Origin of the sequence: Neisseria sp. 83E34, assembly GCF_001308015.1 — a bacterium.
GTDB lineage: Bacteria > Pseudomonadota > Gammaproteobacteria > Burkholderiales > Neisseriaceae > Neisseria.
This window is the reverse complement of the sequence record NZ_LGYH01000003.1, coordinates 1-26,378: the sequence shown is the minus strand read 5'-3', so window position 1 is coordinate 26,378 and position 26,378 is coordinate 1. Positions and strand designations below refer to the sequence as shown.

Sequence of the window (26,378 nt, the reverse complement as noted above, 5' to 3'; positions counted from 1 at the left end):
TTACCTATAGCTATAAACTCGGCCATACCTTGTCTGAACAAGGATTCCGCCTATATAATAACCAGTTAATTTTTATTCAGAATCACAGCAAACAACGCCATGCTAGACAAATATAACCCCGCCGAAATCGAAGCCAAACATTATCAAAACTGGCAATCGCAAGGCTATTTCCAGCCGGATATGGCCGCAGCAGAATCGTTCTCCATCCAACTTCCCCCGCCGAATGTTACCGGCACCCTGCACATGGGGCATGCCTTCAACCAAACCATCATGGACGGTCTCACGCGTTATTACCGCATGAAAGGCCGCAACACCTGCTGGATTCCCGGCACCGACCACGCCGGCATCGCCACGCAGATTGTGGTCGAACGCCAACTGGCCGAGCAAGGTGTTTCCCGCCATGATTTGGGGCGCGAAGCCTTCCTTGAAAAAGTGTGGGAATGGAAAAACCAGTCCGGCGGCACGATTACCGAACAAATGCGCCGTATGGGCTGCTCAGCCGACTGGAGCCGCGAATATTTCACCATGGACGACACCCGCGCCGAAGTGGTTACCGAAGTGTTCGTGCGCCTGTTTGAGCAAGGCTTGATTTACCGCGGCAAGCGCTTGGTGAACTGGGATCCCGTGCTCGGCACCGCCGTTTCCGACCTTGAAGTGGAAAGCGTGGAAGAACAGGGCAGCATGTGGCATATCCGCTATCCGTTGGCCGACGGCTCGGGCAGCCTGACTGTTGCGACCACCCGCCCCGAAACCATGCTGGGCGACGTGGCGGTGGCTGTGCATCCTGAAGACGAGCGTTACCAACACTTAATCGGTAAAGAAATCGCTCTGCCGCTGGCGGGACGCAATATTCCCGTGATTGCCGATGAATATGTGGAAAAAGATTTCGGCACCGGCTGCGTGAAAATCACGCCCGCGCATGATTTCAACGACTATGAAGTCGGCAAACGCCACGACACGGCTTTAATCAACGTGTTTGATTTGGAAGCGAAAGTTTTAAGCCAAGCCGAAGTGTTTAACTACAAAGGCGAGGTTCAGACAGGCATTGCTCTGCCCGAAGCCTACGCAGGCTTAGACCGCTTCGCTGCCCGCAAGCAAATCGTGGCTGATTTGGAAGCGCAAGGTTTGTTGGTGGAAGTGAAACCGCACACTTTGATGACGCCGAAAGGCGACCGTACCGGCAGCGTGATCGAGCCGATGCTGACCAGCCAATGGTTTGTGGCGATGAGCGCGAAGCCCAACGGCGGCGAACCGGCTAGCGAGTTTGCCGGCATGAGCTTGGCCGAAAAAGCCAAACACGCGGTGGATTCCGGCCAAGTGAAGTTTATCCCCGAAAACTGGGTCAACACCTACAACCAATGGATGAACAATATCCAAGACTGGTGTATTTCACGCCAACTGTGGTGGGGCCATCAGATTCCCGCTTGGTACGATTCAGACGGCCTTGTTTACGTTGCCCGCAATCAGGAAGAAGCGGAAAAACTGGCAGGAAAAAGCGGCTTAACCCGCGATGAAGACGTGTTGGATACTTGGTTCTCGTCTGCGTTGGTGCCGTTCTCCACTCTGGGCTGGCCGTCTGAAACCGAAGAATTGAAAGCCTTCTTACCGAGCAACGTATTGGTAACCGGCTATGAAATCATCTTCTTCTGGGTGGCGCGCATGATTATGATGACCACCCACTTCACCGGCAAAGTGCCGTTTAAAGACGTGTATATCCACGGCATGGTGCGCGATCACGAAGGCAAGAAAATGTCGAAGTCCGAAGGCAACGTGATCGACCCTGTGGACTTAATCGACGGCATCGACCTCGAAAGCCTGCTGGTGAAACGCACCACCGGCCTGCGCCGCCCCGAAAAAGCGCCGCAAGTGAGAAAAGCTACTGAAAAGCTGTTCCCCGAAGGCATTCCCGTGTTCGGCACCGACGCGCTGCGCTTTACCATGGCGAGCTACGCCAGCCTCGGCCGCAGCATCAACTTCGATTTCAAACGCGCCGAAGGCTACCGCAATTTCTGCAACAAGCTGTGGAACGCCACCAATTTCGTGTTGATGAACACCGAAGAGAAAGACTGCGGCCAAGACGAAACCCTGCCTCTGGCGTACAGCTTCGTCGATCAATGGATTATCGGCCGTCTGCAACAAACCGAAGCCGCCGTTGCCGAAGCATTCGATACCTACCGCTTTGATTTGGCGGCTCAAACGCTGTATGAATTCGTGTGGAACGAGTATTGCGACTGGTATATCGAGCTGGCGAAAGTACAGCTGCAAACCGGCTGCGAATCCACCCAGCGCGCCACCCGCCGCACTTTGGTGCGCGTGTTGGAAGTGGTGCTGCGCCTGATGCACCCGATTATGCCGTTTATTACCGAAGAGCTGTGGCAGGCCGTTGCGCCGCTGGCGAACGCCAAGAAAACCGAAAGCATTATGCTGGCCGCTTGGCCGGTTGCCGACAACGAAAAAATCGTGCCCGCCGCGTTTGAACAAATGGCCGCACTGCAAGACTTAATCGGCGCGGTGCGCAATCTGCGCGGCGAAATGGGCTTGGCCCCGAGCGTGAAAGCGCCGTTGTTTGTCGAAGGCGGCAAAGATTTGGAAGCCTTGCTGAAATACGTGCCGATGATGGCGCGTTTGACCGAAGCCAAGCTGGTCGACAAACTGCCCGAAAGCGAAGATGCGCCGGTGGCCGTTTGCCAAAATGCGCGCCTGATGTTGAAAGTGGAAATCGACAAAGCCGCCGAAACCGCCCGTTTGAACAAAGAAGCCGAGAAGCTGCAAAAAGCATTGGACAAACTCAACGCCAAACTCAGCAAGCCCGGCTACGCCGACAAAGCCCCTGCGCATCTGGTCGAAAAAGACCGCGCGGAACTAGCCGAGTTGGAAGACAAAATGGCGAAAGTGCAAGCGCAATTGGCTAAGTTGAAAGATTAAAGCTTATCACAAGAATAAATTACACCATGAAACCGATACATCCAACGAATTTGCCTCCTAACACACACACCGTAAATTCTCTGATCATTACTGAGGATACACGGGCGTTAATTGATTTTTTAACAGAAGTGTTCGGTGCTGTAGAGGATAAAAATGCATTGGCATATAGTGATTCGGACGGCAAAATTTTTAATAGTAGCGTAACGATTGGTGATACATCAATGATCATTTTTGATCGTAAGGATGGCTGGAGACATATGCCGTCGCTGCTACAGGTTTATGTAACTGACATCGAAGCGACACTTGCTCGAGCAGTAGCAAGAGGCGCTACGGTTACTACTGAACCGACTGACTTTTATGGTGGTAAACTTGCTCGCTTTGTCGACCCGCAAAACAACTTGTGGTGGCTATTTGAATTAGGTGAGTATGATGCAGCGAACTGGGAAAATTCTAATGGTATTTATCAGAATGATGATGTTGAATCTGATACGACCTGGAAAACGGATGAAGATGCCGACCCAGATATGCGATACATTCATGATTCTTTAGTTGATACCTTGAAGAAATTATAGTGAATCCAATAATTTTTATATAATCTATTTTTTTATTAATGCCTGTCTGAAACCACATTTCAGACAGGCATCGTTTTTAAATCCAACGCACAATCTTTACGCTTCCACCACCACATCGCGCGGGAAAGTTTTTTCGCAATAATGGCATTTCAGCTTAGTTTGGCCGCCTTGCGTGTTCACATAAAAGCGGCTTTTTACCGGCTCTTCGCGGCTGGCGCAGTTCAGATTGGGGCAATGGAACACTTCGCTGATGGTTTCGGGCAGGCGCAGCTGCATTTTTTGCACTACTTTGAAATCTTCAATCACGTTGACCGTGGCTTCCGGGGCGAATAAGGCCAGGCGGTTGGCGGTTTGTTCGTCGAAATGCACGCCGGAAATTTTCACGATGTCTTTGCAGCCCTGCGTTTTGCTCGGCAGATTAAAGCCCACGGTTACGGCGCTGCCGTAATGCAGCAGCTTGAATTGGCGCAGAATCGTCAAGCCTTTGCCTGCCGGGATGTGGTCGATCACCGTGCCTGTCTGAATGGCTTCTACGCTGTATTGTTTCTTATCCATCTCGCGCTCCTTACACTTCTTCATTCAAAATCAAAGACAAAATCGCCATCCGCGCATACACACCGTTGGTGGCCTGCTCGAAATAATAAGCATAAGGCGTGGCATCGACGTTCGGGTGGATTTCGTCGACGCGCGGCAGCGGGTGTAGGATGCGCAGATTGTCTTTGGCATTGCCTAACATGTCGGCGCTCAGGTTGAACTTGCCCTGGATTTTGGCAAACTCCTGCTCATCGAAACGCTCGCGCTGCACGCGGGTCATGTAGAGGATGTCGGCCCATTCGACGGCGCTTTCCAAATCGGGCAGGATTTCATAGCGGCAGCCGGCTTCGTCCAGCTCTTCGGTAATGTAAGCGGGCATCGCCAGGCTGGGCGGGGAAACAAAAGCGAAGCTGCACCCCCAGCGCTTGAGCGCCTGCGCCAGCGAATGTACGGTGCGGCCGTATTTCAAATCGCCTGCCATGGCGATTTTCAGATTGCTGAGCGTGCCTTGCGTTTCATAGATGGTAACCAAATCCAGCAGGGTTTGGCTTGGATGCTGGTTGGTGCCGTCGCCGGCGTTGATCACGGGCACGCTGGAAAATTCGGCTGCCACCCGCGCAGCGCCGTCTTTAGGATGGCGCTGGATGATGGCATCTGTGTAGCTGGAAATGATGCGCGCCGTGTCGGCCAACGTTTCGCCTTTTTTCGCGCTGGTATTGGCGCCGTCGGCAAAGCCGATCACTTTGCCGCCCAACCGCTGCACGGCAGTTTCAAACGAGAGGCGCGTGCGCGTGGAGGGCTCGAAAAAGCAGGAACCGATCAATTTCCCTTCCAGCAAATCGCTGCGCGGTTCGGCTTTGAGCTTAAGCGCCGTGTGCAGCAGCAATTCGAGCTGCTCGGTGGAAAGATCGGAAATGGAAATCAGATTCTGTCGGTATAAAAGATTAGCCATCGTGGTTCCTTTAAGGTTTTTTGCTGATGCACCAGCCATAAAAAAGCCCGTTTGCTTGCTTAAACAAAACGGGCTCGGCCGCGGCAACGGATGGCGGCTGCTCGTGTATCATTGGCCGGATTGTGCATTTGCGGTTTCATGTCGGTTCCGTTGCTGAAATCGGTGCGATTATCGCATAAACCATGCCTGTCTGAAAACGGGTTTCAGACAGGCATCCGATTATAGTTACACCGCCTACATTATAACAATGCCGTCATACTCGGGCTTGCCCCGAGTATGACGGTTGTGCCATTTTTAAGTTGATTCATTATTAATAAGCTGCCCGAGCTGCGCGCCGCGTTTCTCCACCCGCCATTCAAACTGCTTCGGCTGAAAGGCTTCGCACAAAAACCGTTTGGCCTGCTCTATCTGCATTTCGCCACACAGAAAAATATCCAGCGCGGCGAAGCTGTGTTCAGGCCAGGTGTGGATGCTGATGTGTGATTCGGCCAAGAGCAACACGCCGGTTACGCCACCCTCGCCGCCGAAGCGGTGGAAATGCCCGCCCAACACGGTTGCGCCCGCTGCTTCGGCCGCTTGGCGCAGCAAGTTTTTCAGACAGGCCTCATCCCGCAGCATGGCTGCATCGCAACCGTATAAATCCAGCAAACCGTGGCTGCTCGGCTGATAGCTCATTTATGGCCTCCCGAGAAACCGCCGCCGCGGCCTGTGCCGATATAGCCGCTGCTGCCGCTCATATCGGTCATCAAAATGTAATGTACAAAAGTAATCAATAGAATCAACAACACGGAAAACGATACGAAGCCCGCTATGCTCACGCCTTCCTCTCTTCTCCGGTTAAACACCAAGTAAGCACCTACGCCCAACAGCACCAATGACTGTATAAAATCTTCCGACATAAACAGCGCAGGCAGGTTTAGAAATATAAAAACCGCCAGCGTTACGATAAGCAAACCTTGCGAGGCGCCATCGGCTTGCATTTCTGCCGTATAATTCGGCGCCTTATCCGGCAGGTTGAACCATTCGACAATTTTCCGGTAACCGACCGGCGTGCTTTTGCTCCACGCCAGCTCATGCGCCGAATATTCGGCACTCAGCTTTTCATGGCCTTGTTTATAGTCGGAATAATAATTGATGTCGCCTTGCCGGATATGCCAATAAAACGCACCCGCTGCATAGTTGACCCGGCCGCCGTAATCATAAAGCTTGGGGCAGCCTTGCGGCTGGCCGTTGATATCAAGGCGCGGCCAAACATTCAGCGTTTCAGACAGGCTCCATTCATCCTCGGAAGTTTCCACCAGCCATAAAAAGCCGGCCTGCGGATGATAAAGCAGATATTCAAACCACGAGCCTTGCGGTACAAAGCCTTGCAGTGCTTTGCTGTAAAGCGCGTCAAACGCAGTTTCCCCGTCCAATTCATCTTTGCGCAGCGCGCCGATAACGGTATAGGTTTTGTTGTTGATTTTGCCGCGCGAACCCAAAGGCAGCGTAAACGCTTTTTCCTGCGCTTTGCGCATCGCATTGGCTTGAATCAGCTCGGCTTTGCCGGTAGAAGTGTCCAGCTCGCTGCAGCATGATGGGCAGATAACCAAATCGGTCAAACCGTTTACCCATTGCACGGGCGAGCCGCAATTCGGGCAGTTTTCCGCTTCGCGCACGCCTTTGAGGCTGCCTGCCGCCTGATTAATCTGATCGTCGCTGCGCGTGTTGGCAAGGTGCAATTCATCCAGCGTTACACCTTTGCCGAGAAAGCCCTGCGGCTGCTTTTGCGCATAATCCAGCGTGAGAAACAGATGCTCCCAACGCCAGTCGGATACGCGGTTAACACTGTCTTCTTTAAGTTCGAACGGCAACTCGCCCTGCGCTGCCGAGCGTTTCAGCGTGATTTTGCGCACATCCGATGCGATGAATTTTTTATTCTGATAGCTAAATGTGCTGAAGCCTGCGCGCGTGCCGTCAAATTCCGGGGTGTCTACGGGCAGATCGTTTACTGCGTGGGTAAACACATAGCGGTCGCCCGCTTCCGAAAGCCAGCCTGTGGTGCCGTCGGCAAACAAAGCGTACCATTCATTCCACATGCCTTCGTCGTAGCGCACTTGCAGGCGGCCGATAAGCGTAAAATCCTGTGTGCTGAATTTGCCCGTGGTGCCGATTTGCAGCGGGCTGAAGTCTTCCAGCAGCGCGGAATCGCGGCCGGTGTCGGCAATGCTGTCATCATGGCGCACCAGCATACTGTTGCAATAGCCGCACACCAGCGTAACCGCCGTGGCGGAATGCGCGTGTACGGGCGCGCCGCAACTGGGGCAATCGGTTTTGAATAAGGGTTCGCTCATAGAAAGTCGCTTGTATCACGCAATGCCTGTCTGAAAACACAAACGATGCTTTCAGACAGGCATTCGGGCGGGTTCAACCTATCAGTTGTTTCAACACTTCGGCTTTGGCCTGTTCATAATCTTCGGCGGAAATTAAGCCTTCATCGAGCAACGCTTTGAGTTTGCTCAACTTAGCCTGCGGGTCTTCCGTCTGCGGCGCGGCAGTTTGCGGCTGTTGTGCGGCGGCCTGCTGCGGCTGCATCATGCCCGCCATCGCTCCGGCCATTGCCTGCCCTACTCCGGCTCCCACGCCCAAACCGGCGCCGATACCGGCCATGCCGCCTTCGTTTTGCGCAGCCATCGGAATGGCTTCGGCGGTTTGGTATTGCGTGTATTTGCCCAAATCGCCAATGATGCCCATCGACATTCTGCTGTCGAGTGCTTTTTGCACGGCTTCGGGCAACGTGATGCTTTCAACGGTAAAGTTTTCCAGCAGCAAGCCGAGTTTGGCAAATTCGGGCGCGAGCAGTTCGCCCATTTTTTGCGACAGCAGCACTTGGTTGGCCGCCATATCGAGAAACGGAATGCCTGATGTGCCGAAGGCAGCGGCCAGCTGGGTCATCGCGATATTGCGCAATTGCTGCTCAAGCTGCTCGCCGCTGTATGCCGTGGTCACACCTGAAACTTCCCTGAAAAATGCCGCCGGGTCGCTGATGCGGTAGGAATACATGCCGAACGAGCGCAGCTGCACCACGCCGAATTCGGCATCGCGCACGGTTACCGGCTGCGCCGTACCCCATTTGCGGGCCAGCTGCTGCTTGGTGTTGAAGAAATAAACGTCTGATTTAAATGGTGATTGAAAAAGCTTATCCCAGTTTTTCAGGTTGGTGAGCACAGGCAGCGTGTTGGTGTTGAGCGTGTAGCGGCCGGGGGAGAACACATCGGCGGTTTTGCCCTCGTCAACAAACATCGCCATCTGCGCCTCGCGCACCGTGAGGCTGGCACCGTTTTGAATCTCTTCGTCGGCCATCGGAAAGCGCCACACCAGCAGAGATTCATCGGGATCGGGCCATTGGATTACATCAATAAACTGCTTCTTGATAAAACTGCCAAGCATGGGCTTATTCCTTATTTTTTAACGTTTTAACGAGTGCGCAAAGGCGCGTTTAGTTGGATAATCGGGAGCGGCAATCAGCTCAAACAGGCCGCGTTCAGCAAGCCGATACTGATGGAAAATGCGCAGAACAATGCGCCCACCGCCACGTTGTTGTTCACCAGCTCTTCATTCGCATCGCGCACAATTCTGGTGGCGGCGAAATAAACCAGAATCTGAATCACAGCCGCACCCAAGCCCCACAACATAAAATCAGGCAGGTTAACGCTATGGGAAATGCTGGAAGCCAGCGGCAGGCAAAATCCGACAAGAGCGCCGCCAAACGACAAAGCGCAAGCCAAATTACCGTTTCGGATCAGGCGGATTTCTTCAGCGGGCGTGATGCGCAGATAGATAGCACCAAAGGCCACCGTCATCAAGATGCCGACCAGCATATATTGCAGATAAAGCAGATATTGTGCGAGGGAAATGCTCACGGTTGCTCCATTCGGTTGCAAAAACAGGGGATTATTATGCCATAAAAACCTGCTGTTCTTTCAAAAAATAATGCCTGTCTGAATACCGGATTCAGACAGGCATCTTGTTGTATTGATTGTGTTTTCAATCTCAATGCAAAGAGGATATAAATCTTATCTGCTTCACGGCAGCCACAGTTGCGCTTCATGGCCGCGCGGCCACTTACTTTCTTTGCTTCGCCAAAGAAAGTAAGCAAAGAAAGGCGACCGCGGTTGCCGGTTTGCTGCGCAAACTGCCCTCACTGCGCGGAATTTTCGGGGCGGCCGCTAGTCGCTTCGCTCCGGGAGCGGCCTTGTTTCCCCGAAAATCCCGCTCCGTTCGGCGGCGCCAGCGGGCAGAACAGACGCCCCAAAGGCTTCGAGCATCAAGTGAAATAACAGAACGTAACACTCATCTTTGATCTAAATATAACGGCTATACCGTTTCAAAATTGGTTTACCATAAAAACACAAGAATAAGCGCCAGAATGCGGAAATGCCTGTCTGAAACACATGTTCAGACAGGCATACTGTTATAATCCCCTCTCCCTAAATGCCTGTCTGAAACCATGAAACTCAACCGCACCCTGATTATCTCCGTGTTCATCGTGGCCAGCTGCGGGCTGGCCTACGAGCTGATTATGGCGGCGCTGGCCAGCTACCTTTTGGGCGACAGTATTTTGCAGTTTTCCTCCATTATCGGGCTGTATCTTTTTGCCATGGGCATCGGTGCGCACTTAACCAAATACATCAAAGACGAAGACGCGCTCGCGCGTTTTATCGAAATCGAGCTGCTGGTGGGGATTATCGGCGGCGTGTCGGCGTTGGCGCTGTTTGTGGCGTTCGGGCTTTCCGCCGCGCCGTTCCGTACACTGCTTTATGCATTGGTGTTAATCGTGGGCACGGTTGTGGGCATGGAAATCCCGCTGGTGATGCGGGTGCTCAACCAGCAACAGGCTGATTTTAAAGAGCTGGTTTCGCGCGTGCTCACTTTCGACTATCTCGGCGCGCTTGCCGTGTCGCTGCTGTTTCCGCTGGTGCTGGCGCCCAAACTCGGCATGGCGCGCTCGGCTTTGTTGTTCGGCCTGCTCAATGCTGCGGTGGCGGTATTGACCGCCAAAGTGTTCAAAAGCCAGCTGCCGCGTTACCGCGCAATCCAAACCCGCGGCGTGTTTGTGTTGCTGATTTTGGGCTTGGCCTTTATTTATGCCAACAGGATTACATTCAAGGCCGAACAAAGCTATTTCGGCGACCCGATTGTGTATGAAAGCCACTCGCCTTACCAGCGCTTGGTGGTAACACGCTGGAAAGACGACACGCGGCTGTATATCAACGGCAACCTGCAATTTTCCTCGCGCGACGAGGCACGCTACCATGAGGCTCTGGTGCTGCCGGCCATGCAGATGGTACCGAACGCGCAAAATATTCTGATTCTGGGCGGCGGCGACGGGCTGGCCGCGCGCGAAGTGTTGAAATATCCGCAGGTGAAGAAGGTTACGCTGGTCGATCTCGACCCGCATATGACCGACACATTCAAGCATTCCGCCGAATTGAGCAAACTCAACAACCGTTCGCTCAGCCACCCGAAGATGCACATTGTGAACGCCGACGCGGCCAAATGGCTGGAGGAAAGCGGCGGCAAGTTCGACGTGATCATCATCGATTTTCCCGACCCGGCCAATTTCTCGCTGGGCAAGCTTTATTCCGTGCCCGTTTACCGGCTGGTTGCGCGCCATCTCGCACCCGACGGCTTGATTTCCGTGCAGTCCACTTCGCCCTATTTCGCGCCCAACGCTTATTGGTCGATCGTAGCCACGCTTGAAGCGGCCGGGCTTTACACCGCGCCGTATCATGTTTACGTGCCTTCTTTCGGCGAATGGGGGTTTGTGTTGGCAGGTAAAAGCAAGCATTTTCCCGTGCCGGAAAAGTTTGACGTGGCCACCCGTTTCCTCAACGGCCAAACCGCCGCCGAAATGTTCCGCTTTCCGCCCGACATGGCGCGCAGAAAAGTGGAGCCGAATTTCTTAAACACGCAGATTCTGGTGAGCTATTTCGAGCAGGATTGGGGCAATGTGATGCGCTAAGCAAATGCCTGTCTGAACCGCCATACTCGGGCTTGAACCGAATATGACGGCATCGTTATTATGTAAGTGGATTAACTATACAACAAACCGATTTCCCCAAAAAACCGCCCGTAAACCTCGGCCTTCTTCTCCAAAGCCAACGGATACGCCCGCGACGATGACGGCAAGCGGTATAAACGCAAATGCCTGTCTGAAAACACCGCCTCGGCAAACCCGCCGATTTTCGGCTTGTCGGTATCGGGCGGCATCAAAGAAAGCAAGGTATCCGTTGCTTTGTCGCCCGTGGTCATAATGGTTTGGCACAACGGTATTCCGGCCAGCAAGCCCCGCAAATCCACCGGCTCCACAATTTCTAAAAACTTATCCGAAGCATTGCCCTGCAAACGCCGCACCCGATGCGCCGTGTCGCTGATGGCAATGCCTTTTTCCGTTAGAAATGCACGCAGCAGCTCCTCTTTAAATGCTTTCCCGCCTGCTTCGACAAAATAATCTTTATCGCCGAAAAACACCAAACCGAAAATCCGCCACATATCGTTTTGAAAGTTCGGATAATAAAAATCCATCTTCCAGCGCGCACGCGGCGGCGGGAACGAGCCGAGCATCAAGAGTTTGGCGTTGGCAGGCGCAAAAGGCGGCAACGGATGCGTTTCGATTAAAAGATGTTCGTTCATGGTTTTCAGACAGGCATGCTCAAAAGGGCTTAACTATAAACAATAAACCTCTTAAATTCCAACCCCATCATTTCCCATGATGAAAAGCATAAAATAATACAATTTGTATCAAATAGCAGAAATTTGCTATGTTTAAAGTGGCAAAATTTCTAAACAAAGGAGAAAACCATGTCGGAAAAAAACAAAATCGCATTTATCGGCTTGGGCAATATGGGCGCACCAATGGCGGCCAATCTGGTGAAAAAAGGATTTGACGTAACCGTGTTCGATCTAAACAAAGATGCGGTTGCCAATCTGGTTGCCCAAGGTGCAAACCAAATAGACAGCCTGTCTGAATTGCCGCAAAACACGCAGCTGGTTATCAGCATGTTGCCGGCAGGCGCGCATGTGCGCAATGTGTATCTGGGCGAACAGGATAACGGGCTGTTCCGCCAATTGGCCCCAGGCAGCATGGTAATTGATTGCAGCACCATTGCCGCCACCGATGCGCGCGAACTGGCAGAGGCGGCCGCCAAATTCGATATTGCTTTCCTTGATGCGCCTGTGTCCGGAGGAACGGCGGGCGCGGCAGCCGGCACCTTAAGCTTTATTGTGGGCGGCAGTGCCGATGATTTCGAGCGCGCCAAACCCGTGCTTGAAGCCATGGGCAAAAATATTTTCCACGCAGGCGGCCACGGCGCGGGGCAGGTAGCCAAAATTTGCAACAATATGCTGCTCGGCATTTTAATGGCCGGCACATCCGAAGCCATCGCGCTGGGTGTGAAAAACGGCTTGGACGCGCAAGTGTTGTCGGACATTATGTCGAAAAGCTCCGGCGGCAACTGGGTGCTGAATGTGTACAACCCTTATCCCGGCGTGATGGAAAACGCGCCTGCCAGCCGCGGCTATCAAAACGGCTTCATGGCCGCCTTGATGCTGAAAGACCTAAACCTCGCCCGCTCGCTGGCCGAATCCTGCGGCAGCGACACGCCGATGGGCGAACAGGCGCTGGCGCAATACAACCGCTTTGTCGAAACCCACGAAGGCAATCTGGACTTTTCCGCCATTATTGATTTGTACGAACAAGGTTTGGTGAAATGATTTAAGGGTTATCAATCATAATGAATGCCTGTCTGAAAATAGGTTTCAGACAGGCATTGTGTTGCGGCAGAGCTACTCTATCGTCAATTCAAGCGAATATGACGATAAAAAGCTATGCGTACGATTGCGACACCCCTCTAATCGTACAATCGTAACCACATCTAAACCAAATTAAAAATCGTAAACTTAAGCCATTCGAAATCTATGCTGCAACCATTCCTCCCGCTGGCGCCGCCGAACGGAGCGGGATTTTCGGGGAAACAAGGCCGCTCCCGGAGCGAAGCGACTAGCGGCCGCCCCGAAAATTCCGCGCAGTGAGGGCAGTTTGCGCAGCAAACCGGCAACCGCGGTCGCCTTTCTTTGCTTACTTTCTTTGGCGAAGCAAAGAAAGTAAGTGGCCGCGCGGCCATAAAGCGCAACCTTCAACAATAGGAAACGAAGTAAGCTTAAGAGGGGGTATATAGCTAAACCAATTATTCAATAGCAGTTTCGTCATACTCGGGTCAGACCCAAGTATGACTGCATAACAAAAATGCCTGTCTGAAAAACAAATTTCAGACAGGCATATTCAAATCAGTTTAAGTCTTGATTTTAACCCAGCGTCGGCATCGAGAATACCGCGCCTTCCCGTACTTCCGAAGTCGGCCAGCGTTGGGTGATGGTTTTTCTGCGGGTGTAGAAACGCGCGCCGTCGCGGCCGTAAGCGCCTAAATCGCCGAAGCTGGATTGTTTCCAGCCGCCGAAGCTGTGATAGGCCACCGGCACGGGCAACGGAATATTGATGCCGACCATGCCTACCAAAATATTGTCGGCAAAGTAACGGGCCGCTTCACCGTCACGGGTGTAGATGCAGGTGCCGTTGCCGTAGATATGTTTGTTGATCAAGTCCATCGCTTCCTGCATGGTTTTCACACGCACCACTTGCAGCACCGGGCCGAAGATTTCTTCCTGATAGCTGGTCATTTCGGGAGTAACGTGGTCAATCAGCGTGCCACCCAGATAGAAGCCGTTTTCATAACCCGGCACGGACGGGTTGCGCCCGTCCACCACAATGGTTGCGCCCTGCTCAGCCGCGCTGGCGATATAGCCTTCCACTTTTGCTTTGTGTGCGGCGGTAATCAACGGGCCGAAATGGTTGCTGGCATCGGAAAACGGGCCGACTTTCATGTTTTTCATGCCTTCTTTGATGCCCGCTACCATGCGGTCGGCAATTTCGTCGCCCACCGCCACGGCTACCGACAAGGCCATACAGCGTTCGCCCGACGAACCAAATGCGGCACCAAGCAGTGAATTCACTACGTTGTCCAAATCCGCATCCGGCATCACGATGGCATGGTTTTTCGCGCCGCCTAATGCCTGGCAACGTTTGCTGTGAGCGGTGGCGGTGCTGTAAATATATTTGGCAATCGGCGTGGAACCCACAAAGCTGACAGCCTGAACACGCTCGTCGGTCAACAGCGTATCCACGGCTTCTTTATCGCCGTTTACCACATTCAACACGCCGTCAGGCAAACCTGCCTGCTGCAACAGCTGCGCCAAAAAGAGGCCCACGCTCGGATCACGTTCAGAAGGCTTCAACACGAAAGTATTGCCGCACACAATCGCCAGCGGGAACATCCACAAAGGCACCATGGCCGGGAAGTTGAACGGGGTAATGCCCGCCACCACGCCCAAAGGCTGGAAATCGCACCACGAATCGATATCGGGGCCCACATTTTTGCTGAAGTCGCCTTTCAAAAATTCAGGCGCACCGCAGGCATATTCCACATTCTCAATGCCGCGCTGCAATTCGCCCGCCGCATCATGCGAAATTTTGCCGTGTTCCGATCCGATAAGTTCGCAGATTTTGTCGCGGTTTTGCTCCAGCAACTCTTTGTATTTGAACATAATGCGTGCGCGCTTCATAACCGGTGTTTGCCGCCATGCGGGGAACGCGGCTTGTGCGGCTGCAATGGCTTCCTCAACTGTGGCTTTGGAAGCCAGCGACACCTGTTTGCTCACCTCTCCGGTGGAAGGGTTGTACACATCTTGTGTGCGCGCTTTGTCTTCAATGATTTTTCCATTGATGAAATGACCGACGATTTGGCTCATGTTGTTTCTCCTGGTTTAAAGTTTCGGCATATCCATACCGTTTCAATTCATAAAAATAGAGGCCTGCCGACTACCACAGCTGGCGGTAGATGGCGATAATCTCTTCTTTTTCGGGTACGCGCGGATTATTGCCAGGCGAACCGGAAGCCAAAGCCTGCTCAGCCATGGTTTCCACCACTTTGTCGAATTCGGCTTTTTCCACACCGAATTGCGCCAAAGTGGGCACATTCAATTCCCGGTTTAAAGCAACCAATCCTTCAAGCAGCTTCCGGTTGGCCGTATCCGTGTCTTCGTCATGCGAGGCGAATCCCGCCGTGCGGGCGCATTCGGCATAGCGTTCCGGCGCGGCTGGCACGGAATAGGCGGTAACGGCAGGCAGCAGCATGGCGTTGGACAAACCGTGCGGCACGTGGAAAAACGCGCCTATCGGCCTGCTCATGCCGTGCACCAGCGCAACCGATGCATTGGAAAACGCAATGCCCGCCAGAGTCGAACCCAGCATCATGGCTTCGCGCGCGGCAAGGTCGCTGCCGTTGTGATACACCTTGCGCAAATTGCCGCCGATCAGCTTCATGGCCGCCAAAGCCTGCGCATCGCTATACGGATTGGCCTTTTTACTCACATAAGCTTCGATGGCATGGGTGAGCGCGTCGATGCCCGTGTCGGCAGTGGTGCGCTGCGGCACGCTCACGGTCAGCTCGTAATCAATCACTGCCGCCGTGGGCATAAATCCCAAACCGACGCATAACAGTTTTTCGCTGGTGGCTTCATCCGTGATGATGGTAAAGCGCGTACACTCGGAACCTGTGCCCGCCGTGGTGGGCACGGCAATCAACGGCATGCCGTGTTCGTTCACTTGGCGTGGAAATTTGTATTCGCGTATATTGCCGCCGAACTTGCCCAACACGGCAATGGCTTTGGCGCTGTCTATCGGGCTGCCGCCGCCTAAAGCGATAATGATGTCGTAATTGCCGTTTTTCACCTTTTCCACGCCCGCTTCAATCGAAGAATCGGTAGGCTCAGGCACGGTATCGTCATAAATATCGGCTTTGAGGCCGTCTGAGTTCAAAATATCGCAAACCTGCTGCACATAGCCGAGCTGAACCATCATTTTGTCGGTTACAATCAAAGGCTTGCTGCAGCCTAAAGTTTTTACCAACTCCGGCAGCTTTTCGCAGGCATGCCTACCGATGTGCATAAAACGGGGTAATACAACTTGTGCGGACATAATTCCTCCTATTTATCTTCCGTCTTTTTTCAGACAGGCATTAAAACGAACCGAACACAGTACCCAGCCCGACCACGGCAGCCAAAGCAATCAACGGCACAATCACGGCAACCACCAAAATATCCAAATAAGATTCCCTATGCGTTAAGCCGCAAATCGCCAGCATGGTAATCACGGCGCCGTTGTGCGGCAGCGCGTCCAAACCACCCGATGCAATCGATGCCACACGGTGCATCAGCTCGAGCGAGGTGCCGGTTTGGTTGGCCATCTGCACATAGGTTTCGCCCATCGCGCTGAGTGCAATACTCATACCGCCGGAAGCCGAGCCGGTAATACCCGCCATCACATTCACGACAATCGCTTCGGAAATCAAAGGATTATCCGGCGAAAGCCCAACCATAAAATCACGCAGGATGATAAAGCCCGCCAAAGTGGCAATTACCGAGCCGTAGCCCACTTCAGATGCCGTGTTGAAAATCGGCAGTAATGAGCCCATCGCACCGTCATTTAGCGACTTTTTCAAATTGCGCCAATATTTCATGTTGGCAAAAATCAGAAACACACATCCCGCCACCAAAGCCGCGATAATCGCCCACAAGCCGACCACCGAATTGAGGGAAACGCCGCCGAATTTTTTCTCAGCCAAATAAGCCGTGTCCATCATGGGGAAGATAAACTTGGTTAACGCGTAGTTCAACGCAATCACCACAATAATCGGAACCAGCGCCTTGGCCAAACCCGGCAAATGTTTGAAATCCTGCTCTTTCACATGGCTATCGTAATGCTTGCCATAGCCCTCGCCAGCCGCTGCCGCATGCTTGAGGCGGCGGTTAAGCCACATCATGCCGAAAATAAACATAACCACTCCGGCAATCACACCCAAGCCCGGAGATGCAAACGCATCGGTTTGAAAATAAGGAATCGGAATCGCATTCTGAATAGAAGGCGTGCCCGGCATGGCGGTCATGGTAAACGTGAGCGCACCCACTGAAATAGCGCCGGGAATCAAACGTTTGGGAATATCAATCTCGCGGAACAACGCCGCTGCAATCGGATACACGGCAAAAGTCACTACAAACACCGACACCCCGCCGTAGGTCAAAATAGCCGAAGCCAACACAATCGACAGCAAAGCTTTCTGCTTGCCCAATTTATCCACCAAAGCATGGGCAATACTGTGCGCCGCGCCGGAATCCTCCATCAATTTGCCGAAAATCGCGCCCAACAGAAAAATCGGGAAAAACTTAATCGCAAATCCACCCATCCCCTGCATAAACACTTGTGTGTATGTACCCAAAAGCTCATTGGAGGGCGCACTGAACAACACCGCCAACATCGCCAGCAAAGGGGCCAAAATCAAAACACTGATACCTCTATATGCCAAAATCATCAAAAGTACCAGTGAAAGCACAATGCCTGTCAAACTCAACATAATCGGTTTCTCCTTCCATTTGCCATTTGTCGGGCCGGCTTTATCAGTAGCTTTTCCGTTTATAGGCAGCCGGCTTATTCTTAATTTGTTTTGTTGTCGCGAAATTCACTCACTACTTTTCAATATAATTTTATTAATTTGAAACAAATTGTATCGTTTTAGCCGATTATATGAATGACAAAGGTTAGGATAAAATCATAATTTCTAATGTTTACAATCAGAATAAGTTATATATAATTGATTTTGAGCATTTCAGATTCATAAATCAGCTTATTTCACAACAGCTTATCTTTAATGATCATGCAAAAGGAAAGAAAATTGGATATATCTTCCGGCAGAGGTTCATCCATCACGCGGGTTTTAGAAATTATCGAAGCAGTGGCCGCCGCAGACCGCCCACCCACTCCGCAAGATTTGATTCAAGATTTGGACATCCCCAAACCCAGCCTACACCGCCTGCTCAAACTGCTGGAAAACGAGCAATTCATCCAAACCGATTTACAAGGCGGAATCGTGCCGGGCATCCGCTCACTAAGACTGAGCGTCAACATCTGGCAAAGCAAACACCATCAAGCGGAACGGATAGCAATTTTAGGTACGCTTTCCGCCAAAATCGGCGAAACCTGCGGCATCAGCGTGCCCAACGGCAACTGCATGTCTTATACCGACCGCGTACAAACCAACTGGCCGCTACAAGTTTATCTGCCCAGCGGCACGCAAGTACCGCTGTATTGCACGGCCGGCGGCAAGCTCTACCTCAGCTCGCTACCCGCATTAAAACGCAAACGGCTGATCGAACACATGCAACCCACCCGCATGACACAAAACACCCTCACCGACCCCAAAGCTTTAGAACAAGCCATAAAAAAAATCGGCAAAACCGGCATCGGCTTTGACGATGAAGAATTCATTTCCGGCATGGTCGGCTGCTCCGTACCCGTGCTCGATGCAGACGGCCAATTCATCGCCGCCCTATACACCCACGCCCCCACCATCCGCAAAAGCCTCGACGACCTGCTCGCTTTCGTTCCCGACATGAAAGCGGCCTCGGAAGAAATCAGTAAACTTTTGTTTCAAGAACCTAAATCTGCTTAGTTTGAAAACTACAATGCCTGTCTGAAACTTTTTCAGACAGGCATTTATGATTAAACCACTTAATCCCCGACACAAAGCAACAACGCCATAACAAACTTTAAGTTTTTTGCGGCCTTCACACTTTTTAGCTTGCAGGCGCAATAATTCGGCGATGTCGCCCTCACCCTGCTGCTCTTTGATTTGACGCTGTACAGCCATATAGCGTTCGTATTCGGCTTCTGCTTTGATATCGACCTGTTTTTTGCTGATTTTACCTGCTCCTTACCGCACTTCACGGTCGTTAAATGCTAAAAATTGATCCAGCTTTTCCGCCTAATTTTTTAGAAATACCTGCTTTTTACGCTGTGCCTGATCTAATGATTTTAAAAAATTGAGTAGTTTCTTTAAAGCTGGGCTGATAATCCGCAGCCAGCGCAAAAATCTCTCGCACACGTAAATAGACCCGCTTTTCGCTAGCGCGGATATCACGGATGCGTTCCAGCAACTCATCAAAATAATCCGGCGCAGGGATTGTGCCAACCGGCGGGTTTTTCAGACGTTCGTCATCCAATACAAAGCCTTTTTGCAGGTACTCTCCCAAAGTGCGTGTTGCCCATTGGCGGAACTGCGTACCGCGTGAAGAGCGCACACGGTAGCCGACGGCGATAATCATCGGCAGGGAATAATGGGCGATTTCGCGGCTTACCTGCCGCCCGCCTTCGGTTTGAACTATTGAGTAATACTCAATAGTTGCCCGTTCCTCCATTTCTTTTTCAGCCAATATCGCTTTGATATGCTTATTGATATTGGAAACGGTGGTTTGATACAGCTCGGCTATTTCCAACTGTGTTAACCAAAGCTGTCCGCCTAATTCGCGCAAAACGAATTGAGATAGGCCGTCTTGTGTGGTGTAGAGAATAAGGGGGTGTTGGCCATTTTTTTCGATGCTCGCAACAAGTTATTCAAAAATATCCTATATCTTCATTTCTTAATTTTCAATTTCTTGCTCTACCCGTTTTTTGGTTTCTTCCAACAAGTTTTCACTTTGTTTTTTCAGCATAAAACTATACTGCACTTTATCACTGATATCTTTCTGCATGGATAAAGGCAATATAGGAATTAAAACTTCTTTTATTTCAGACGGCTTCCAATGCTGAATAATCGAGCCGCCCGCATCGCGTTCTGCCTGTAAACGAACTGCGGGCGAATTTAATACCAAAGCCAGATAATCGGGCAGCAGGGTTTCGCGATATTGTGGTTTAATATTCAGATGCACAATTGCGCCCGAAGTAATCACATTCATATTCTGCGGCACACGATAAGCGATGCCGACCGTACCGTCTTTGCTTAACAATAAGGTGTCTTTTTTGGGGCGGATAACATCATGAAAATTTTCCGGGCTTAAAAATTTATCTGTCGGGGCAATACCAAATTCAGATAAATCCGCCACACGCACAAACGGTATGCCTTCATCACGGTAAGCCTCAGAACCCGGCTCAACCGATTTAGATAAATCGACCAAATCTCCCAAGCGGGCGTATTTTTGTTTGCGGATATGGGTAAGCAGTCGGTCAAACTTGGGTTGGTAATATTCAGCATCCAAACGTCCGCTGCTACCGAAAGATTGACTGAACAGTTGCACAGAAATATTCTCAGGCCGTCTGAAAAACAGGTTTTCCAGTAATATCCATTCAGCCAATTTTGCCCAGTATGCGGCTTTATCCAATAAGTCTTTGATAATATTATGATTTACCCCCCCCCGCATTTATTTGATTTAATTGAATATTTTCAATTTCATGCTCTACGCTGTTTTTTGCCTCTGCGAGCAGTTCCGCTGCCTGACGGCGCAAGGCTTGGCTTTTTTGCAGGTATTCTGCGATTTGGGTTTGTGTTTTAGGGCAAATTACGGGCAACGGTATATTTAAAAACTCTTTCTTATTGATGGCGGTTAAAATCGTGCCTGAACAGTTTTTCTTTAAAATCTGCTGAATCAGTGGTGATTTAAACAATACCAACAGCGTTTCAGAATTTATATGTTCTGATGACACTACATAAAACCCTGTAGAGCACAATGCATTGTGGTATTCGGGCGTGACAACCGCGCAGCTTTGCAATGAACCTTCAATGCTGGAAACAACCACATCACCGGTTTGTATTTTCCGTCTTGCACGGGACGGTAAATCTTTACCTAAAGATTGGATGCAGCCGGTAATCTCTCCCGTATGTCCGATATTGGATAATTCGATATAGCTGTATTCTTGATCATCTTCCGGCGTATAGTTTTGGTCTTTCAGACGGCATATCTCACCCAAACGCTGAAAACCTTGCGGATACTGTCTGATATGTTCTTCCAGCCGTTCGTAAACCACTTGGTAAAATTCTGCGTCCAGTCTGCCTGTTTGTAAAAAACTCTCCTTTAAGGATTTGATATTGAAAGGATTGCAGGCTACTTGAAAGTTTTTTAGGCCTAGATTTTCCAGTAATAATTCTTCCGCTTCGGCATATAACTGAGAAGACTGAATTAGTGTTTGTTTAGAAGAATCAAAACATTCTTTAATTTTTAATTGAATATTCTTATTTAACAATGGTATAAAAGTTTCTTTTACCTCTTCAGGATTAATATTCGTTTGATTGATAGATTGCCTTGCTCTTCTTTTTAAATCCCAAATACCATATTTAGTATTCAAATAGGTAGTCAAATATTCAGGCAAGATAATGTCTTCATTCGGTACAAATCGCACTAAATATGAGGCAAAAATAAAATCCACTCCCTCTTGCTCATAAAAAATTCCTGTCCTACCAACCCATTCAAATGAGTTTGTTCTATTAAATAAAACATCCCTATCTTTTAAAATAAATTTTTTCTTTTCTATTTCTGAAATATCTGCATACTTAGACACAGAAAAATCACACATCATATTGTGAATCTCATTCATTCTATAAATTGGATAACCAATTCCATCTTCATTCATGGATACTGAAATTCCATATTGTGATTTTAAAAGACAATCTTTGATTTTTATATATTGCAAGTTAGGGTTTTTTTTAGGTTCTTTCGTCCAGAAATCTGTATCAATACGGTAATCTTTATTTTCATTTACTACTGATAATTTTATCTCTCTCACTTCCAGCCCTTCCAACAAAGCCTGATATTTGGCTTCGTCAAAAGGGCTTAATTCTTTCCCACAAACGACAAGCCCTCTTTTTTGGCAAATTCGATAAAGGCTTCGGCAATGCCGTCTTGTGTCATACCGTCATGATTAAACAAATCGTGCTTCACGATTAAATGCCCGTGTTCGTCCAATACGGGCAGGCCGTCTGAATGCTTTACATAGATTTTGTCGCCGCTGTTGTCTTTGCTGGATTGCTGCATGGTGGCAAAGAAAATCGGGTAATCATCTACTTTTGGGCAAAGTTCGTCATGCCATTTCTGTACAAACAATACACTGGTTTTGGTGCCGGTATGCGGTTTGAACACATTACCGTGCAGGCCGACTACCGCCAGAATGCGGCAGCGTTCGGCGATAAAATCGCGGATGTATTTGTCGCTGGAGTTGTTGAAACGGCCTTGTGGCAATACCACCGCCATACGCCCGCCGTCTTTGAGAAAATCCAGATTGCGTTCGATAAACAGAATATCGCGCCCGACTTTGCTTTGGTATTTGCCGTTGGGCTTTTTGCCCAGTTCGTAACGGGAAATGATGCGGGTTTCTTTAATTTCACCGGCAAAAGGCGGGTTTGCCATCAATATGTCAAACTGGAAATCGCGGTTTTGCTCTTTGGTTTTGCGGAGCTTACGCAGTTTTTTCCAGCCATTACCGTATACATCTGCCCAGCTTTCTTCTTTGGTGGAGTCTTCCCAGCGTTCGTAATCCAGCGTGTTCAAATACAAAACGTTGGTTTGACCGTCGCCCGCAATCAGATTAAGCGTGCGAGCCACGCGCACCGCTTTTTCATCAAAATCAATGGCGAGTACTTTTTCTTCTACATAATCGGTTTGTTCGGGCAGCTTTTCTTCAGCAGTAAACAGATGGCTGCGGTTTAAGCCTTTTTCTTTAAGTTGTTTTTCCCAAACATGAAAAATGGCGTGCACCGGAAAACCGCAGCTGCCTGCTGCGGTATCTATAACGGTTTCGTGTGCTTTGGGATCAAGCATTTTCACACACATATCAATCACATAACGTGGTGTAAAGTATTGCCCTTTTTCGCCTTTGCTGGATTTGTTGATCAGGTATTCAAACGCTTCGTCCACCACATCGAGATTGGAGTTAAACAGCTTGACTTCTTCTAATGATGAAACGCAAATCGCCAAATGCGAAGGGGAAAGGTTGATTTTGGCACTTTCGGAAAATACGCCTTCCCATTTGGCTTTGGCGCGGTCAAAAAGCGCTTGTATTTTTGCTTTAAGCTCGCTTTCGGTATCGCCGTAGTTGCGGAACTCGAGATGGCGGCTGCGGTTGCGCGTGCTTTCCATCTCGTCATATAGCTTGGTAAAAATCAGCTGGAAGAGTTCTTCAAATACATCTACACCTGCATTGGCCAATACTTCGTCTTCCATTTCAACCACCAAATCTTTCAGTGATTTGCGCTGTTTGGCAATTTTGTCGTTGGCAATAAGCGTGGTGATTGTCCAACGCTCGCTTAATATGTCGGAAAGTTTTTCACTCGCTTTGGGAATATCAGGAATATCTTTGAAATAATTGGGGTCGCGACGGTTGTAATAGGAGATGCTGTCGCCGTTTGTCCATACGCCGATGGGCGCACCTGTGGCATTGCAATAAGATTTGAGCTGCTCTTTGCCGTCTTTAAGTTTGGGCTTTTTCAATTCGACAATCACATAAACGGTATTGGGATTGTCGCGGTCGAAAATCACGATGTCGGCACGTTTCTTCTCACGTCCGAACACAACGGAGTATTCCAATTCCATGCGCTCATAGGGATAGCCGTAATCCTGATGCAGCTTGAGCAGATACAGTTGGCGCACAGCCTCTTCGGGGGTGAGCTTGATTTCTTTTTTTGCGTACCAAGCATTTTGTATAGGGAACATCGCCGTTTTTACCTGTTTTTTGAAAAATACTGCTTTCTAGTAAAGCTATGTGTGTTTCGCTAAATTGGGAAAGTTTATAGTTACTGTCTTTTAAAAATTGTGAAAGTTGCATTTGTTAGAACCTTGCTTAAATCTTTTAAAGTAAATACTAGGCTATTGTTTTATGCATTTACCGCTTCAACCTCGCAAACGCATCCGCCATCGCCGAATTGGCCGGAGCCTGCTCGCGCTGGTTACGCTGGTTTCTACCGCTATCATTGCGTCTGTTTTCAGACGGCCTGCCACTTCTTGCTGAACCGCTGCCCGCTTCATCATCCAAGCGCATGGTGAGGGCGATGCGTTTGCGGGCGGCATCAACTTCTAATACTTTTACTTTAACGACATCGCCGGCTTTAACGACTTCGCGCGGGTCTTGGACGAATTTATTCGACAAGGCGGAGATGTGGACGAGGCCGTCTTGGTGTACGCCGATGTCGACGAATGCGCCGAAGTTGGCGACGTTGCTCACTACGCCTTCTAAAATCATGCCGACTTGTAAATCGCTGATTTCGTTGATGCCTTCGGCAAAGGTGGCCGTTTGGAATTCGCCGCGCGGGTCGCGGCCGGGTTTTTCGAGTTCGGCGAGGATGTCCATGATGGTGGGCAGGCCGAATTGGTCGGTGGTGTAGCTGGCGGGCTTGATTTGTTTGATTTTTTCGCGGTTGCCGATGAGGTCGGCGGCTTTGATGTGCAGGTCGTCGAGCATTTTGGCGACGACGGGGTAGGCTTCGGGATGGACGGCGGATGCGTCCAGCGGTTCTTTGCCGCCGTTGATGCGCAAGAAGCCGGCGGCCTGTTCGTAGGTTTTTTCGCCGAGGCGCGGTACTTTGAGGAGTTTTTTACGGCTGTCGAATGCGCCGTTTTCGTCGCGGTAGGCGACGATGTTTTGCGCAAGCGTGCTGTTGAGGCCGGAAATGCGCGCCAGCAAGGGAGCGGAAGCGGTATTCACGTCCACGCCGACGGCGTTCACGCAGTCTTCCACCACGGCATCCAGCGATTTGGCGAGTTGGCTTTGGTTGACATCGTGCTGGTATTGGCCGACGCCGATGGATTTGGGGTCGATTTTCACCAATTCGGCCAGCGGGTCTTGCAGGCGGCGGGCGATGGAAACGGCGCCGCGCAGGGAAACGTCCAGCTCGGGGAATTCTTTGGCAGCCAGCTCCGAAGCGGAATAAACGGATGCGCCGGCTTCGCTGACAACGATTTTGTGCAGCCCCATTTCAGGCAGGCCTTTGACTAATTCGCCGGCGAGTTTGTCGGTTTCGCGGCTGGCGGTGCCGTTGCCGATAGCAATCAGTTTCACGCCGTGTTGTTTGATGAGGCGTGCGAGGATGGCTAAGGCATTGGTTTCTTGGTGCAAATAGGCAACGGCGGTGTCAAGCAGTTTGCCAGTGTCATCCACCACGGCAACTTTGATGCCGGTGCGGAAGCCGGGGTCGAGACCCATGGTGGCGAGGCTGCCGGCAGGGGCGGCGAGCAGCAGGTCTTTGAGGTTGCGGGCGAACACGGTAATGGCGTCGGTATCGGCGGCTTCTTTCAGACGGCCTAAGGCTTCAAGCTCCAGCGAGAGGAAGATTTTGGCGCGCCAAGTGAGGCGCACGGTATCGCGCAACCATTTGTCGGCAGGGCGGTTTTGGTCGGCGATGCCGAAATGTTTGGCGATGATTTTTTCGTATTCGCTCTGCTCGGTAATCGGGGTTTCGTCTGGCTGGTATTTGAGGGCGACTTGCAGCACGCCTTCGTTGCGGCCACGCAATACGGCGAGCGCGCGGTGGCTGGGCATGTTGCGGACGGGTTCGCGGTGGTCGAAGTAGTCTTTGAATTTTTCGCCGCTTTCTTCTTGTCCGGCAACCACTTGGGCGTGGATTTCGGCTTCGTTCCACAGTTTTTCGCGCAAGTTGCCGAGCAGTTCGGCATCTTCGGCGAACTGTTCCATCAGAATGGCGCGCGCGCCGTCGAGTGCGGCTTTGGTGTCGGGCACTTGTTCGTTCAGATAGGCTTCGGCGGCGGTTTCGGGGTTTTCAGACGGCCTCTGCAATAAGCTGTCGGCCAAAGGCTGCAAACCGTTTTCGCGGGCGATTTGGGCTTTGGTGCGGCGTTTAGGTTTGTAAGGCAGGTAGAGGTCTTCGAGCGCGGTTTTGTTGTCGGCTGCTTCGATGGCCGTCTGAAGTTCGGGCGTGAGTTTGCCTTGTTCTTCGATGCTTTTTAAAACGGTTTGTTTGCGCTCTTCCAATTCGCGCAGGTATTGCAAACGCTCGGCGAGATTGCGGAGCTGGGTGTCGTCCAGCCCGCCAGTTACTTCTTTGCGGTAGCGGGCGATAAAGGGCACGGTGGCGCCGTCGTCGAGCAATTCGACGGCGGCTTGGATTTGGGCGGCAGTGGCGTTTAATTCTGATGCGATGGTGGAAATGATGTTCATAGTGAAGGTTTTGAAGCTGAGAAAAAAAGGGAAAAGGATAGCGGTTTTGGGAGGGTTTGGCAAAGGGAAAGGTCTTCTTAAAGAAGGTGAAATGGTAAACCTATTCCAGCACCGTCCATTATTAGCTATCTTCAATATAGAAACTCTTAAATAAGCTAAAACAGCAATAAGCTAAAACAGCAAAGCCTGTCTGAACCGCTTCCTACTTACCTAACGGCAGCGATGCTTATCCCATACCCTTCAGTACATACAGCAAAGGCCCGATTACGGGCCTTTGCTCATCTGTTTTGTCTGTTTTTCCTGCTGTTTC

General features: G+C 50.8%; 19 protein-coding genes and 1 pseudogene. 5 read left to right on the top strand and 15 right to left on the bottom strand.

Going from position 1 to position 26,378, the window contains the following annotated elements; translation table 11 throughout:
* The first annotated feature begins 99 nt into the window (after positions 1–99).
* The gene (locus tag AKG09_RS03775) at positions 100–2,925 is read left to right on the top strand and encodes a valine--tRNA ligase (RefSeq protein WP_054618153.1); all 2,826 of its coding nucleotides are present in this window, start codon (positions 100–102) and stop codon (positions 2,923–2,925) included.
* Between the two features lie 26 nt (positions 2,926–2,951).
* Positions 2,952–3,497 (top strand): glyoxalase/bleomycin resistance/extradiol dioxygenase family protein, encoded by a 546-nt coding sequence (locus AKG09_RS03770; protein WP_054618152.1) that lies wholly within the window; start codon positions 2,952–2,954, stop codon positions 3,495–3,497.
* A gap of 96 nt (positions 3,498–3,593) precedes the next feature.
* Here the strand turns inward: AKG09_RS03770 and pyrI are convergent, their stop codons facing one another.
* The 6 genes from pyrI to AKG09_RS03740 form a co-directional block, all read right to left on the bottom strand.
* The gene (gene pyrI, locus AKG09_RS03765) at positions 3,594–4,052 is read right to left on the bottom strand and encodes an aspartate carbamoyltransferase regulatory subunit (RefSeq protein WP_054618151.1); all 459 of its coding nucleotides are present in this window, start codon (positions 4,050–4,052) and stop codon (positions 3,594–3,596) included.
* A gap of 10 nt (positions 4,053–4,062) precedes the next feature.
* On the bottom strand, positions 4,063–4,983 hold the full coding sequence (gene pyrB, locus AKG09_RS03760; protein ID WP_054618150.1) for an aspartate carbamoyltransferase: 921 nt from the start codon (positions 4,981–4,983) through the stop codon (positions 4,063–4,065).
* A gap of 294 nt (positions 4,984–5,277) precedes the next feature.
* Positions 5,278–5,658, bottom strand: a complete 381-nt coding sequence (gene speD / locus AKG09_RS03755) for an adenosylmethionine decarboxylase (RefSeq protein ID WP_054618149.1) — start codon at positions 5,656–5,658, stop codon at positions 5,278–5,280.
* The gene (locus tag AKG09_RS03750; protein WP_054618148.1) at positions 5,655–7,316 is read right to left on the bottom strand and encodes a DUF4178 domain-containing protein; all 1,662 of its coding nucleotides are present in this window, start codon (positions 7,314–7,316) and stop codon (positions 5,655–5,657) included. Before AKG09_RS03750 ends, speD begins: the two co-directional genes overlap by 4 nt.
* Before the next feature lie 73 nt (positions 7,317–7,389).
* The gene (locus AKG09_RS03745) at positions 7,390–8,412 is read right to left on the bottom strand and encodes an SPFH domain-containing protein (RefSeq protein ID WP_054618147.1); all 1,023 of its coding nucleotides are present in this window, start codon (positions 8,410–8,412) and stop codon (positions 7,390–7,392) included.
* 74 nt (positions 8,413–8,486) lie between these two features.
* Positions 8,487–8,885: a DUF350 domain-containing protein gene (locus AKG09_RS03740; protein WP_197272112.1), complete on the bottom strand. Its 399-nt coding sequence runs from the start codon at positions 8,883–8,885 to the stop codon at positions 8,487–8,489.
* Between the two features lie 587 nt (positions 8,886–9,472).
* Between AKG09_RS03740 and AKG09_RS03735 the strand changes: the two genes are divergently transcribed.
* Positions 9,473–10,987, top strand: a complete 1,515-nt coding sequence (locus AKG09_RS03735) for a polyamine aminopropyltransferase (RefSeq protein ID WP_054618146.1) — start codon at positions 9,473–9,475, stop codon at positions 10,985–10,987.
* A 71-nt stretch (positions 10,988–11,058) separates the two neighbouring features.
* On the opposite strand, the gene AKG09_RS03730 is transcribed toward AKG09_RS03735, so the two are convergent.
* Positions 11,059–11,658, bottom strand: a complete 600-nt coding sequence (locus tag AKG09_RS03730) for a uracil-DNA glycosylase family protein (RefSeq protein ID WP_054618145.1) — start codon at positions 11,656–11,658, stop codon at positions 11,059–11,061.
* 168 nt (positions 11,659–11,826) lie between these two features.
* Here AKG09_RS03730 and mmsB point away from each other — a divergent pair, with 168 nt between their 5' ends.
* Positions 11,827–12,738, top strand: coding sequence for a 3-hydroxyisobutyrate dehydrogenase (mmsB, locus tag AKG09_RS03725; RefSeq protein ID WP_054618144.1), 912 nt, complete (start codon positions 11,827–11,829; stop codon positions 12,736–12,738).
* Between the two features lie 591 nt (positions 12,739–13,329).
* Here the strand turns inward: mmsB and AKG09_RS03720 are convergent.
* The 3 genes from AKG09_RS03720 to AKG09_RS03710 all read right to left on the bottom strand — a co-directional run bounded on the left by AKG09_RS03720 (position 13,330) and on the right by AKG09_RS03710 (position 17,489).
* Positions 13,330–14,829 (bottom strand): CoA-acylating methylmalonate-semialdehyde dehydrogenase, encoded by a 1,500-nt coding sequence (locus AKG09_RS03720; RefSeq protein WP_054618143.1) that lies wholly within the window; start codon positions 14,827–14,829, stop codon positions 13,330–13,332.
* A 70-nt stretch (positions 14,830–14,899) separates the two neighbouring features.
* Positions 14,900–16,057: an iron-containing alcohol dehydrogenase gene (locus tag AKG09_RS03715; RefSeq protein ID WP_054618142.1), complete on the bottom strand. Its 1,158-nt coding sequence runs from the start codon at positions 16,055–16,057 to the stop codon at positions 14,900–14,902.
* A 40-nt stretch (positions 16,058–16,097) separates the two neighbouring features.
* The gene (locus AKG09_RS03710) at positions 16,098–17,489 is read right to left on the bottom strand and encodes a GntP family permease (RefSeq protein WP_054618141.1); all 1,392 of its coding nucleotides are present in this window, start codon (positions 17,487–17,489) and stop codon (positions 16,098–16,100) included.
* A gap of 318 nt (positions 17,490–17,807) precedes the next feature.
* Between AKG09_RS03710 and AKG09_RS03705 the strand changes: the two genes are divergently transcribed.
* On the top strand, positions 17,808–18,584 hold the full coding sequence (locus AKG09_RS03705; RefSeq protein ID WP_054618330.1) for an IclR family transcriptional regulator: 777 nt from the start codon (positions 17,808–17,810) through the stop codon (positions 18,582–18,584).
* 120 nt (positions 18,585–18,704) lie between these two features.
* On the opposite strand, the pseudogene rhuM reads toward AKG09_RS03705, so the two are convergent.
* The 5 genes and pseudogenes from rhuM to AKG09_RS03680 all read right to left on the bottom strand — a co-directional run.
* Positions 18,705–19,509: pseudogene (gene rhuM / locus AKG09_RS12385) on the bottom strand (RhuM family protein); the annotation flags it as partial.
* A 42-nt stretch (positions 19,510–19,551) separates the two neighbouring features.
* The gene (locus tag AKG09_RS03695; protein ID WP_197272111.1) at positions 19,552–20,328 is read right to left on the bottom strand and encodes a restriction endonuclease subunit S; all 777 of its coding nucleotides are present in this window, start codon (positions 20,326–20,328) and stop codon (positions 19,552–19,554) included.
* Positions 20,306–21,706: a restriction endonuclease subunit S gene (locus tag AKG09_RS03690; protein WP_082391771.1), complete on the bottom strand. Its 1,401-nt coding sequence runs from the start codon at positions 21,704–21,706 to the stop codon at positions 20,306–20,308. Before AKG09_RS03690 ends, AKG09_RS03695 begins: the two co-directional genes overlap by 23 nt.
* Positions 21,707–21,735: 29 nt before the next feature.
* Complete coding sequence (locus AKG09_RS03685; protein WP_197272110.1) at positions 21,736–23,610, bottom strand: N-6 DNA methylase; 1,875 nt, start codon at positions 23,608–23,610, stop codon at positions 21,736–21,738.
* Positions 23,611–23,779: 169 nt separating this feature from the next.
* Positions 23,780–26,068 carry a Tex family protein gene (locus AKG09_RS03680; protein ID WP_054618139.1) on the bottom strand — a complete coding sequence of 763 codons (2,289 nt, stop codon included), beginning with the start codon at positions 26,066–26,068 and terminating at the stop codon, positions 23,780–23,782.
* Between the last annotated feature and the right edge of the window lie 310 nt (positions 26,069–26,378).

Bases quoted from the DNA above. Each gene is read 5' to 3' on its own strand.
- AKG09_RS03775 (WP_054618153.1), top strand. From the start codon at position 100: ATGCTAGACAAATATAACCCCGCCGAAATCGAAGCCAAACATTATCAA.
- AKG09_RS03770 (WP_054618152.1), top strand. From the start codon at position 2,952: ATGAAACCGATACATCCAACGAATTTGCCTCCTAACACACACACCGTA.
- pyrI (WP_054618151.1), bottom strand. From the start codon at position 4,052: ATGGATAAGAAACAATACAGCGTAGAAGCCATTCAGACAGGCACGGTG.
- pyrB (WP_054618150.1), bottom strand. From the start codon at position 4,983: ATGGCTAATCTTTTATACCGACAGAATCTGATTTCCATTTCCGATCTT.
- speD (WP_054618149.1), bottom strand. From the start codon at position 5,658: ATGAGCTATCAGCCGAGCAGCCACGGTTTGCTGGATTTATACGGTTGC.
- AKG09_RS03750 (WP_054618148.1), bottom strand. From the start codon at position 7,316: ATGAGCGAACCCTTATTCAAAACCGATTGCCCCAGTTGCGGCGCGCCC.
- AKG09_RS03745 (WP_054618147.1), bottom strand. From the start codon at position 8,412: ATGCTTGGCAGTTTTATCAAGAAGCAGTTTATTGATGTAATCCAATGG.
- AKG09_RS03735 (WP_054618146.1), top strand. From the start codon at position 9,473: ATGAAACTCAACCGCACCCTGATTATCTCCGTGTTCATCGTGGCCAGC.
- AKG09_RS03730 (WP_054618145.1), bottom strand. From the start codon at position 11,658: ATGAACGAACATCTTTTAATCGAAACGCATCCGTTGCCGCCTTTTGCG.
- mmsB (WP_054618144.1), top strand. From the start codon at position 11,827: ATGTCGGAAAAAAACAAAATCGCATTTATCGGCTTGGGCAATATGGGC.
- AKG09_RS03720 (WP_054618143.1), bottom strand. From the start codon at position 14,829: ATGAGCCAAATCGTCGGTCATTTCATCAATGGAAAAATCATTGAAGAC.
- AKG09_RS03715 (WP_054618142.1), bottom strand. From the start codon at position 16,057: ATGTCCGCACAAGTTGTATTACCCCGTTTTATGCACATCGGTAGGCAT.
- AKG09_RS03710 (WP_054618141.1), bottom strand. From the start codon at position 17,489: ATGTTGAGTTTGACAGGCATTGTGCTTTCACTGGTACTTTTGATGATT.
- AKG09_RS03695 (WP_197272111.1), bottom strand. From the start codon at position 20,328: ATGCGGGGGGGGGTAAATCATAATATTATCAAAGACTTATTGGATAAA.
- AKG09_RS03685 (WP_197272110.1), bottom strand. From the start codon at position 23,610: ATGTTCCCTATACAAAATGCTTGGTACGCAAAAAAAGAAATCAAGCTC.
- AKG09_RS03680 (WP_054618139.1), bottom strand. From the start codon at position 26,068: ATGAACATCATTTCCACCATCGCATCAGAATTAAACGCCACTGCCGCC.